The sequence below is a fragment of the Quatrionicoccus australiensis genome (assembly GCF_020510525.1).
In the GTDB taxonomy this organism is placed as follows: Bacteria; Pseudomonadota; Gammaproteobacteria; order Burkholderiales; family Rhodocyclaceae; genus Azonexus; species Azonexus australiensis_B.
Window position 1 is genome coordinate 3,987,960 of the sequence record NZ_CP075188.1, and the last position, 11,810, is coordinate 3,999,769.

Annotated in this window: 7 protein-coding genes; 3 read left to right on the top strand and 4 right to left on the bottom strand. The window is 62.2% G+C overall.

Translation table 11 applies throughout. The features are described 5' to 3' along the window. Positions 1–112: 112 nt before the first annotated feature. The 3 genes from cybH to KI612_RS18875 are packed head-to-tail and all read right to left on the bottom strand — an operon-like array spanning position 113 to position 3,714. On the bottom strand, positions 113–817 hold the full coding sequence (gene cybH / locus KI612_RS18865; protein WP_226441595.1) for a Ni/Fe-hydrogenase, b-type cytochrome subunit: 705 nt from the start codon (positions 815–817) through the stop codon (positions 113–115). A gap of 10 nt (positions 818–827) precedes the next feature. Further along, positions 828–2,621 carry a nickel-dependent hydrogenase large subunit gene (locus KI612_RS18870; RefSeq protein ID WP_226441596.1) on the bottom strand — a complete coding sequence of 598 codons (1,794 nt, stop codon included), beginning with the start codon at positions 2,619–2,621 and terminating at the stop codon, positions 828–830. A 1-nt stretch (position 2,622) separates the two neighbouring features. Next, a complete protein-coding gene (locus KI612_RS18875) occupies positions 2,623–3,714 on the bottom strand; it encodes a hydrogenase small subunit (protein WP_226441597.1) in 1,092 nt (363 codons plus the stop codon). 287 nt (positions 3,715–4,001) lie between these two features. Between KI612_RS18875 and KI612_RS18880 the strand changes: the two genes are divergently transcribed. Then, positions 4,002–8,996 (top strand): EAL domain-containing protein, encoded by a 4,995-nt coding sequence (locus KI612_RS18880; RefSeq protein ID WP_226441598.1) that lies wholly within the window; start codon positions 4,002–4,004, stop codon positions 8,994–8,996. On the opposite strand, the gene KI612_RS18885 is transcribed toward KI612_RS18880, so the two are convergent. Then, positions 8,981–9,886, bottom strand: a complete 906-nt coding sequence (locus KI612_RS18885) for a hydrogen peroxide-inducible genes activator (protein ID WP_226441599.1) — start codon at positions 9,884–9,886, stop codon at positions 8,981–8,983. The two genes, KI612_RS18880 and KI612_RS18885, sit on opposite strands and share 16 nt — an antisense overlap. A 166-nt stretch (positions 9,887–10,052) precedes the next feature. On the opposite strand from KI612_RS18885, the gene KI612_RS18890 reads away from it, so the two are divergent. Further along, on the top strand, positions 10,053–11,060 hold the full coding sequence (locus tag KI612_RS18890; protein ID WP_226441600.1) for a cytochrome-c peroxidase: 1,008 nt from the start codon (positions 10,053–10,055) through the stop codon (positions 11,058–11,060). A gap of 130 nt (positions 11,061–11,190) precedes the next feature. Then, positions 11,191–11,799, top strand: coding sequence for a cytochrome c biogenesis heme-transporting ATPase CcmA (gene ccmA, locus KI612_RS18895; RefSeq protein ID WP_226441601.1), 609 nt, complete (start codon positions 11,191–11,193; stop codon positions 11,797–11,799). Positions 11,800–11,810: the final 11 nt, after the last annotated feature.

Consider the following 11,810-nt stretch of genomic DNA (forward strand, 5'->3'; position numbering starts at 1 on the left):
ACCATCAGCCGCGATTGATGGTCAGGCGCCGCCAGGGCAAGGCGGAGGCGCGCCGGCAGTGCACCTGCACGGCAAGCGCCGACAACGCAGCCCTGGCAAGCATGGCCATCAATCAATCCTTGAACATCCGCCAGCCGGAGATCATCGTCGAGATCAGCGACTGCCGGCTCATGATGTCTTCGCGGATGGCGGCGTAGATGTGCACGACGGCAAAGCTCATCATGATCCACATGCCCAGCCGGTGCAGGTTATGCACCTGCATCGAACCACCAAGCGCCGGGATGACCCAGCCGAACAGGCTGTCCTGCCAGCTGCCCAGACCAGCACCTTCGCTGTAGATCGCAAAACCGGTGATCACCATGCCGACGGCCAGTACGGTAAAGAAGAAGAACATCATCAACTGCGCCATCGGATTGTGGCCGACGTATTTCTTCGGATACTTTTCAAGGAACAGATACCAGCGCACCTCGAAAAACACTTCGCTCCACCAGTGCTTGTTGGTCAGCGGCAGCATGAAGATCTGCCGGGCGTGACGATTGCCGACAAAAGCCCAGTAGATGCGGCCGAGCAGACCGACGGTGAAGATGTAGGCAGCGGCAAAATGGGCAAACCGGATATAGCCCATCAGGAAGGTCGTTGCCGCCTCGCCGGGCTGGGTCGGCAGCGGCGTCCCGATGAAATAGCCGGTCACCGCCAGCACCACCATGGCGAGCGCATTGATCCAGTGCCACAGACGCACCGGGGCTTCATAGACGTAGATCGAACGGACCTGTTTACCGTGCCGTTCGGCCTCCAGCATGTCCTGTTGAGAAAGCATGGCGTGCTCCTTAGCGGACTTTTACCGTCGTCATTTCCTGTCCGTCCGGGCTCATCACGTGCGTCGAGCAGGCCAGGCAGGGGTCGAAGGAGTGCAGCGTGCGCAGGATCTCGAGCGGCTCGTCGGCCTTGGCGACCGGCGTGTTCATCAGCGCCGCCTCGAAGGCACCGATCTGGCCCTTGTGGTCACGCGGACCGCCGTTCCAGGTGGTCGGCACGACGCACTGGTAATTGTCGATCTTGGTGTCCTTGATGCGGATCCAGTGACCGAGCGCACCGCGCGGCGCTTCCGTGAAGCCGGCGCCCATGGCTTCCTTCGGCCAGGTGCTCGGTTCCCACTTTTCGATATTGGCGGTATTCAGGTCGCCGGCCTTGAGGTTGGCGATCAGCTTGGCGAACTGATCCTGCTGCAGTTTGACGCAGTACGCCGTTTCCAGACCGCGTGCCGCGGTGCGGCCCAGGGTCGAGAACAGGGCGGTGACCGGCACGTCGAGCTTCTTGAGTGCGCCTTCGACCAGAGCGTGGATTTCCGGGTATTGCTTGGGCTGCAGGTAACCGAGCACCATGCGCGGCAAAGGACCGACCTCCATGGCGTGACCGCGCCAGCGCGGCGCCTTGATCCACGAGTACTTGCCGCCTTCGTCGAGTTCCTTGATCGCGGTCTTCGAACCCTTGGTCTTCGGACCGAGTTCGAAATTCGGTTCGGTGATGCCGTCGAACGGGTGCAGCCCCTTGGTTTCGTCCGGGTACTTGTACCAGGAGTGGGCGACAAACTCCTGGATTTGTTCCGGATCCTTGAGGTCGACCGGGTGGATTTCATCGAGCTTGCCGTTGATGATCGCACCGCGCGGCAGCAACAGGTTGCCCGAAGTGTAGTCATTGGCCTTCTGCGGCAGGTCGCCGTAGGACAGCATGTTCTGCGACGACAGGCCGCCACCGTAATTCCACGCCTTGTAGAAGGAACCGATGGCGAGCAGGTCGGGAATATAGACCTGTTCGACGAACTCGGCGCAGCGGTCAATGATGCTCTTGACCAGGTTGAGGCGTTCCATGTTGATGGCACCGACCGCTCCCGTGCCTTCCAGGTTGATGGCGCAGGGCACGCCGCCGACCAGCCAGTTCGGGTGCGGGTTCTTGCCGCCGAAGATGGTGTGCACCTTGACGATTTCCTTCTGGAAATCGAGGGCTTCGAGATAGTGCGCGACCGCCATCAGGTTGGCTTCCGGCGGCAGCTTGTAGGCCGGGTTGCCCCAGTAGCCGTTCATGAACGGACCGAGCTGGCCGGATTCGACGAACTTCTTCAGGCGGTTCTGGATGTCGCGGAAGTAGCCCGGCGACGACAGCGGCCAGGACGAGATACTCTGGGCCAGCGTCGAGGTGGCTTTCGGATCGGCCTTCAGCGCCGACACGACATCGACCCAGTCGAGCGCGTGCAGGTGGTAGAAATGCACCAGGTGATCATGCACGTACAGGTTGAGCTGCATGATGTTGCGGATGGTGTTGGCGTTTTCCGGGATCTGGATCTTCAGCGCATCCTCGACGGCGCGCACCGAAGTCAGCGCATGCGTGCCGGTACAGACGCCGCAGATGCGCTCGGTGAAGGCCCAGGCGTCGCGCGGATCGCGGCCCTTGAGGATGACTTCGAGACCGCGCCACATGGTGCCGGTAGACACGGCATTGCGGATGACATTGTTGCTGTCGAGATTGACCTCGACGCGCATGTGCCCTTCGATGCGGCAGACCGGATCGACGACGACGCGCTTGCCGGAGTTGTCGACATTGAACCCCTGAGTTTCGTAGGCCATCTTATTTTTCTCCCTTTTGTTCTTCAGTCTCGCCAGCCTTCTGGCGGGCGCGGGCCAAGGCGGTCACTGCGGCATGCGCGGCAATCGCGGCGCCAACCGTACCGGCGGCAGCCTTGCCGATCGCATCGGCATTGCCTTCGACGCCGAAGGCCTTGATGTCGGTGACGCGGTCGTAGAACGAACCCTTGTCCCAGAAGCCCTCTTCGGAACAGCCGATACAGCCGTGGCCGGACTGCACTGGCCAGCTGACGCCGCCGTTCCAGCGCATCGACGAACAGGCGTTGTAGGTGGTCGGGCCCTTGCAGCCCATCTTGTAGAGGCAGTAGCCCTTGCGCGAACCCTCGTCATCCCAGGCTTCGGCAAACTGGCCGGCGTCGAAATGGCCGCGGCGATAGCACTTGTCGTGGATGCGTTGACCGTAGAACATCTTCGGCCGGCCCTGACGATCGAGCTCGGGAATGCGGTCGAAGGTCAGCATGTAGGTGACGACGCCGGTCATGACTTCGGCGATCGGCGGGCAGCCCGGCACGTTGATGATCGGCTTGTCGGTGATCACCTTGTGCACCGGCGTGGCGCGCGTCGGGTTCGGCTTGGCGGCCTGCACGCAACCGTAGGAGGCGCAGGCGCCCCAGGAAATGATGGCCTTGGCGTCGGCGCAAGTTTCGCGCAGCTTTTCCACGAACGGGCGACCGCCCTGGATGCAGAACATGCCGTCTTCGTTGAGCGGCGGATTGCCTTCGACGGCAACGATGTAATTGCCCTTGTACTTCTTCTTGACCTCGTCGAGGATCGCTTCGGCCTGGTGACCGGCGGCGGCCATCAGCGTGTCGTCGTAGTCGAGCGACAGCATCGAGAGCACGACATCCTTGGTCAGCGGGTGCGCCGAGCGGATGAAGGATTCGGAACAGCAGGTGCATTCCAGGCCATGCAGCCAGAGCACCGGCGTACGCGGCTTGTTTTCCAGCGCATGGGCGATGCGCGGTGCGGCAGCGCTGCCCAAGCCCAGCGAAGTGGCAGTCAGGCTGCAGAATTTCAGAAAGCTGCGCCGGGTGATCCCCTGGCGGCGCAATACTTCATAGAATGTCTCGGTCACGTTCGATTCCCCCGTTGTTATGTCGCGTCGCGATGGGCCTTCTAGGCAAAGCGCGTGCCACGCCATCGGGACTTGAAATTTCCTCAAGGAAATCAACACTCTCCTGTCGATCCGGGCGCACACCGGCAGCACGGCGGGAAGCCCTGATCGATCACATGGTTTCCACTATGGCAAGCCTTTTACCACCTCGCGCGAGATGCCCGGTGAATAAGCGCGAAAGCCTTGTGCAGCAAGGCTGCCCCAAGGTCTCGTTCTGGCTCTAAAATCGCCGTATTAGGAGAGAGACAGTGCCCAGAATTGCCGAACTGATTACACAACAAAGCGGACATCTCAGGCCCGACACCACGCTTGGTGAAGCAGCGGCGACGATGCTGAAGGAAAAGCTGTCGTCAGTCATCATTGTCGGCCCGGAAGGCATACTCGGCATCGCCACCGAGGGCGACATCCTGCACGCCATGCGCGAACACCGCGCCCTGGAGCAGGCGATCAGCAGCATCATGACGACGCCGGTACATAGCGTCGTCGACACCACCGAATTGCGGGCCGCCTACCGCGAAGCGGCAAATCTGGGCATTCGCCATATCGTCGTGACCGACGCCGGCGGCCAGCCGCTGGGTGTGGCCAGCGAATCGGATTTCCGCCGCCACCTGGGTACCGACTTCTATCGCCATCTGAACAATGTCGATACGCTGATGGAGCGCATGTTCCCCCGCCTGCCGCCGGATGCCTCGCTGGATACGGCCCTGGCAGCCATGGAGGCGGCGCGCGCCAGTTGTGCCGTGGTTGTCGAACAGCACAAGGCGATCGGCATCCTGACCGAGCGCGATGTCGTGCGCCTGTTCCTGAATGCCGAAGACAATCCGCCGCTCTCGGCAGTCATGACCCGGCCGCCGATCACGATAGGCGAGGAGCGCTCGCTGGCCGAAGCGACCCAGCTGATGAACACCCATCGCATCCGGCATCTGGTCGTAGTCAACGCCTGCGGCCATGCGGTTGGCCTGCTCTCCGAACACACCCTGATGCGCCCGCTCGAGCTCGACCTGGTGGATGATGCGCTGGCTGACCGTCTGGCACTGACCCGCTCAAACAATCTGGCCCAGGAAGAAATCCAGCTCAACGATCGCTACCAGCGCGCATTGCTCGACAATTTTCCCTTTCTCGTCTGGCTGAAGGACACCGAATCACGCTTTCTCGCGGCCAACCGCAGCCTGGCCGATACCTGTGGCGAACGCTCACCGGCCGACCTGATCGGCAAGTCCGACTACGATTACTGGCCAGCCGAACTGGCCGAACGCTATCGCGCCGACGACCAGGCCGTGATGCGCAGCGGCCAGAAAAAAGTGGTGACCGAACCGATTGGACGGACACACCACCTGAACTGGTTCGAAACCTACAAGGCCCCGGTTTTCGGGGATGACGGCAAGCTGCTCGGCACCGTCGGTTTTGCCCAGGACATCTCGGACAGACGCCGCGCCGAAGAGGCCATCCTGCTGCGCAACGCCGCGCTCGCCGGCATGCTGCGCAATGAGCCGCTGGCCGGCATCCTCGAGTTGATTGTGCTTTCCGTCGAGGCCGAAATTCCAGCCTGGCGCTGCGCCATCCAGAGCTACAACCCCGCTGACAACAGCCTCCGCTATCTCGCCGCCCCCCGTCTGCCGGAAACTTTCTGTGAAGCTACCGCCACCATGCCGGTGCACGATGGCCTCACAACCTCCGCGACTGCAGCCGCCCGGCGCCAGCGGGCAACTACGGCCGATATCACCCGGCACGCCCGCGGGACAGCCTACGATGCAGCCACCCAGTTAGCCGGGTTTTCCGCTTGCTGGGCGGAACCCATCTTCTCGCCACAAGGCGAACTGCTCGGCACTTTCAGTGCCTATCACAATCTGCCGGGTACTCCCGGCGATGAACAGCAGGCCATCTTCACGCATGCCAGCCAGCTGGCAGCCCTGATCATGGCGCACCAGCAGGGCGCCGAGAGCCTGCAACAAAGTCTGAGCACTTTCCACGGCATTTTCGACAGCATCAGCGAAGCGCTTTTCATCCAGGCTGAAGACGGGACCTTTCTCGACGCCAACCTCGGCGCCGAGCAGATTTTCGGTTACCCGCGCCAGGTCATGATCGGCCAGACTCACCACAGGCTCGGCGCCCCCGGTCTCAACGACCTGAGCCGAACCGGCTCGCACATCAGCGCGGCCATCGCCGGCACGCCGCAGTACTTCGAGTATTGGGGCCAGAGTGCCGATGGCCGGATTTTTCCGATCGACGTCCGCCTGCACCCCTGTACCTACTTTGGCCGCCAGGTACTGATCGCTTCGGTGGTCGATATCAGCGAAAGAAAACAGGCCGCACTGCGCCTGGAAATCGAGCATGACCTGGCGCAGGCGCTGGCGACCGGGATGCCGCGCCAGGACGTGCTCGACACCATTCTCAAGGCCGCACTGCGCTTCCCCGACCTCGACGCCGGCGGCATCTACTACCGCCAGGACAACGGCAGTTACCGCCTGGCTGCCGAACAGGGCCTGTCGGCCAAATTCGCCGGACTGAATGCCGAACTCGCCGCCGATACCCCGCAAGCTGCGGTCATCCGCAATGGCCGGCTGGTCTGCAGTTGCAGCGAATCGGGAGATCACTGCACGGAACCGCCGTTGATCGCCGCCCCCCACCTCGAGGCGGAAGGCCTGCGCTGCCTGACCATCCTGCCGGTAATGCTGGCCGGCGAGTCGATCGCCTGCCTCTACCTGGCCGGACGCCAGGTCAGGCAGATTTCGCACGAAACGCTGCAGGCCCTGGAGACCCTGAGCAACACTTTTGCCCAGACCCTGCTGCGCCTGAATGCCCAGGAAGAAGCCGATCGCCTGCAGCACAATCTGAGCGGCCTGTTCAACAACCTGACGGACTTCCTGTTTGTCGTCGACGAACAGGGACAGATCGTGCATTACAACCATACGGTTGCCGACAAGCTCGGCTATGGTCCGGTCGCCCTGCTCGGCCAGCACATCCATACGGTCAACCCGCTGGAAACGCGCGAAATGGCCGACCGGATACTCGGCGAAATTCTCGCCGGCGAACGCTCAAGCAGCCCGCTGCCGCTGCTCCATGCCAACGGCAGCCGGATTGCCGTCGATACCCGCATCATCACCGGCTACTGGGATGGCCAACCCGCCATGTTCGCGATCGCGCAGGACATCCGCGAACGCCTGATTGCCGAAGAGCGCCAGAAACTCGCGGCCAGCGTCTTCGACAATGCGCACGAAGGCATCATGATTACCGACCCGGCCGGCCGGATCATCGAAGTCAATGCCACGTTCAGCGAGTTGACCGGTTATCCGCGCCAGGAAGCCATCGGCCAGACCGCCGATCTGCTCAAATCCGGCCATCACGACGCCAATTTCTACCGCGCCATGTGGAAAACCATCCGCGAGGTCGGCTACTGGCGCGGCGAAGTCTGGAACCGCAAGAAATCCGGCGAGGTTTTTGTCGAGCTGCTGACCATCTCGACGGTACACGACCGCGAAGGCATGATTTCGCATTTTGTCGGCATCTTTTCCGACATCACGCTGATCAAGGAACACCAGCAGCGGCTTGAGCACCTCGCCCATTTCGATGCCCTGACCCAGCTGCCCAACCGCATGCTGCTCGGCGACCGCATGCAACTCGCGATGGCGCAGACCGAACGCAACGGCAAGGTGCTGGCCGTCGCCTACCTCGATCTCGACGGTTTCAAGCCGGTCAATGACCAGTATGGACACTCGGTCGGCGACAAATTGCTGGTCGAGGTCGCGCAGCGCCTGAAGAGCTGCATCCGCGCCGGCGATACCGTCTCGCGGCTGGGCGGCGACGAATTCGTACTGCTTTTGGCAGAACTCGACAGCATCCGCGAGTGCGACCATGCAATCAGCCGGGTCATCTCGGTCCTGACCATGCCGTTCCGCATTGCCGGCCACGAGATCTTCATCTCGGCCAGCATCGGCGTCACCCTCTACCCGCAGGATGGCTCGGACAGCGACACCCTGCTGCGCCACGCCGATCAGGCGATGTATGCAGCCAAGCAGGCCGGGCGCAACCGCTTTCACCTGTTCGACCCGGAAAACGACCGGCGCGCCCGCGTCCGCCGCGACGAGGTCGGCCGCATCCGCGAAGCGCTCGAGCAGGGCGAATTCGAGCTGTTCTACCAGCCCAAGGTCAATATGCGCCAGGGCAATGTCGTCGGGGCCGAGGCCCTGATCCGCTGGCAACATCCGGAACGCGGCCTGCTCCTGCCGGGCGAATTCCTGCCCGCCATCGAAGGCACCGAGCTTGCCATCACGCTCGGCGACTGGGTTTTGCAGGAAGCATTGGGTCAGCTTGAAAACTGGCAGCAGCAGGGCCTCGATATATCCGTCAGCGTCAATATTGCCGGCAACCACCTGCAATCGCCCGGCTTTGCCGCGCGCCTGGGCGAACTGCTTGCCGCCCACCCCACGGTATCCCCCGGACATCTCGAACTGGAGGTTCTGGAAACCGCCGCCCTTGAGGATATTCCCCGGGTCGCCGCGCTCTTTGTCGAATGCCGGCGTTTTGGTGTCAGCTTCTCGCTCGACGATTTCGGTACCGGCTATTCATCGCTGACCTATTTCCGCCGCCTGCCGGCCGACGTGCTCAAGATTGACCAGTCCTTCGTCTGCGACATGCTGGATGATCCGGACGACCTGGCCATCGTCGAAGGCGTCATCGGCCTGACCCGAGCCTTTCAGCGCAAGGTGATCGCCGAGGGCGTCGAAACCGTCGAACACGGCATGGTCCTGCTGCTGCTCGGCTGCGACATGGCACAGGGTTTCGGCATTGCCCGTCCGATGCCGGCCGGACAACTCCCCGCATGGGTCGCGCAATTCCGCCCGGATGAGCTTTGGGGTTCAACCACCGCCTTCAACTGGTCGCGGGAAGACATCCCGATGCTGATTGCCGGGGTAGACCACACCCGCTGGATGAAAAAACTCTACGCCTGCCTCGCCGATGAAGATGGTCGGCAGCCAGCACCGGAGCTCGATGAAAACGCCTGCCGTTTCGGCCGCTGGTACACCAGCCCGAAAGCCCAGCGCTATGCGGCCATCAAGGAATTCAACGAACTGGCGCAAATTCACCGGCAGATTCATCAACTCGGCAAACAACTGCTCGATCAACGCAACACGCCGGAACAGGCATCCTTGCTGGAGGCTGTCGAAAAGCAGAGTCAGACACTGAGCGACTACCTGCAAAAGATACAGACCGAGGTGCTGCTGGCGAGTCAGGGAAGCAGGTGATAAGCCGGGTTGTGCAGACCGGCCACCGCTGCCAGTAGCGCATCGATCGCCTTCGGACGGACGAAACCGGCGCGCCAGGCAAGGGCGATGCGGCGTGATGGCTCCGGTGCGCGAAAGGGTATGACGCTGATCAGCTCGTTGCTGTAGGGATGCCCGAGCGCCCCTTCGGGCAGCACCGAGACGCCCAGCCCGGAGGCCACCATGCAACGGATGGTGCCGATCGAGTGACCGAGCCGGACATCGGTTTCCGGGCTGCTCACCTGCGGGCAGGCACCCAGTACCTGGTCGCGGAAGCAGTTGCCGGCCTTGAGCAGCAGCACTTCGTCGCCAGCCACTTCCTCGGGACTGATTTCCGCCATGTTTTCCCAGGCATGACCGCGCGGCACGACAACCTTGAAGGACTCATCGTAGAGCGGCCGGGTCAGCACGCCGGGCAAATCGAAGGGCAGGGCGATGATGACGACGTCGATGTCGTTGTCGCGCAGCATGTCGGCCAGCGTCGCCGTCATGTTTTCCTCGATGGCAAGCGGCATGCCGGGTGCCACCCGCTTCAGCGACAGGATCAGCTGCGGCAGCAGGTAGGGGCCGATGGTGTGAATGACGCCGAGACGCAACGGCCCTTCCAGCTGGTCGCGGCCGCGCATGGCGATCTGCCGCACCTTGTCGGCTTCGGCAATGGCCTGCTGCGCCTGCTCGACGACGCGGCGCCCGACCGCACTCGGGCTGACAAAGCCCTTGCCGCGCTCGAACAACTGCACGCCGAACTCGTCTTCGAGACGGGCGATCGACACGCTCAAGGTCGGCTGGCTGACCGAACAACGTTCGGCAGCACGACTGAAATTACCCTCCTGGGCGAGGGCAACGATGTAACGCAATTCGGTCAAGGTCATGACTATCCTCCGCAAAATGGTGGGGTCTACCGCCCCTTGCTGTTATAGGCACAAGCTATAGCGCCTATATACAAAACCCATAAAAATCATTGACTTGGATCAATGTTAACACATCCAGACAGGAGAGAATGGCCGCAGCAATTTTTCACAAAGGGAGAGCATAACGATGAAACGCACCATTCTGTCCACCGCCCTCGCGGTCATTTCCGGCCTGCTCATCGGCCATGTCGCCCAGGCTGCCAGCCAGGAGCCGATCCAGCCGATCGCCGCAACCAAGGTCAGCAATCCGGCCCTGGTCGAACTCGGCAAGAAGCTCTACTTCGACCCGCGCCTGTCCAAGTCCGGCTTCATTTCCTGCAACTCCTGCCACAACCTGTCGATGGGCGGCACCGACAACATCAAGACCTCGATCGGCCATAACTGGAACGAAGGCCCGATCAACGCACCGACCGTACTCAACTCCAGCCTCAATGTCGCCCAGTTCTGGGACGGCCGCGCCGCCGATCTCCAGGCCCAGGCCGGCGGTCCGATCGCCAACCCGGGCGAGATGGCATTTACGCACACCCTGGCGATCAACGTGCTGCAATCGATCCCCGGCTATGTCGCGGAATTCAAGAAAGCCTTCGGTACCGAGAAGGTGACCATAGAGGAAGTCACCAAGGCCATCGCTGCCTTCGAGGAAACCCTGGTCACCCCGAACTCGCGCTTCGACAAGTGGCTGAAGGGCGACAAGAAGGCGCTGAGCAAGAATGAACTTGAAGGCTACAAGCTGTTCAAGGACAGCGGTTGCGTCGCCTGTCACAACGGCCCGGCCGTCGGTGGCAACTCCTTCCAGAAAATGGGTCTGGTCGAAGCCTACAAGGCCTCGAGCCCGGCCGAAGGCCGCTCGGCAGTGACCGGCAAGGATGCCGACCGCTTCAACTTCAAGGTGCCGACCCTGCGCAACGTCGAAATGACCTATCCGTACTTCCATGACGGCGCCGCCAACACGCTGCCGGAAGCGGTCGACACCATGGCTCGCATCCAGCTTGGCAAGAAGTTCACGGCCGATGAAAACGCCAAGGTCGTCGCCTTCCTGAAGACGCTGACCGGCGACCAGCCGAACTTCAAGCTGCCTATCCTGCCGCCGTCGGCCGATGCCACGCCGCGTCCGACCCCGTTCGAGAAGAAATAAGGGGCAGCCCGGAAAATCGACGGGGGCTGCGGCCCCCGTTTTTCTTGGCCGTTTTGTTTGATTCCCATCAATCTGCCGGTACACTTGCGCGCTCATAATTCACCGCTGATTTATTTCGGTTTTTCCCCTGATGCTTGAAGCTGACAATCTGGAATGCGTGCGCGGCGAGCGCCGCCTGTTCGCAGGCCTCAGCTTTCGGCTGGAGGCCGGAGAACTGCTGTATCTGCAGGGTAAGAACGGGGCCGGCAAGACCAGCCTGCTGCGCATGCTGATCGGCCTGCTGCCGCCGGAAGCCGGCGCAATCCGCTGGCAGGGCGCCAGCATCAAATCCGACGAATTCCGCGCCGATCTCTGCTATCTCGGCCACCTCAACGCGATCAAGGAAGAACTGACCCCGCTCGAGAACCTGCTCGCCGCAGCGCGTCTTGCCGACGAGGAGCTGAGCGAGGAAGAAGCGATCGACGCCCTCGAACAGGTCGGCCTCGCCGGGCGCGAGGACCTTGCCTGCAAATACCTCTCGCAGGGCCAGAAGCGGCGCGTCGCACTGGCCCGTCTGGTCAAGGAAAAGCGGCCGCTGTGGATCCTCGACGAACCCTTCGTCGCCCTCGACGTCGCTGCGGTCGACTGGCTGGCCGGCATCATTTCCGGCCACCTGCAGCGCGGCGGCCTGGCCGTGATGACGACGCACCAGCTGGTCAATATCCCGGCCGGCAAGGTGCGCGAATTGCGTCTTTCCTGAGCGTCGACCGC

Excerpts from the sequence above, each read along its gene's own strand:
- cybH (WP_226441595.1), bottom strand. The coding sequence starts at position 817 with ATGCTTTCTCAACAGGACATGCTGGAGGCCGAACGGCACGGTAAACAG.
- KI612_RS18870 (WP_226441596.1), bottom strand. The coding sequence starts at position 2,621 with ATGGCCTACGAAACTCAGGGGTTCAATGTCGACAACTCCGGCAAGCGC.
- KI612_RS18885 (WP_226441599.1), bottom strand. The coding sequence starts at position 9,886 with ATGACCTTGACCGAATTGCGTTACATCGTTGCCCTCGCCCAGGAGGGT.
- KI612_RS18890 (WP_226441600.1), top strand. The coding sequence starts at position 10,053 with ATGAAACGCACCATTCTGTCCACCGCCCTCGCGGTCATTTCCGGCCTG.
- ccmA (WP_226441601.1), top strand. The coding sequence starts at position 11,191 with ATGCTTGAAGCTGACAATCTGGAATGCGTGCGCGGCGAGCGCCGCCTG.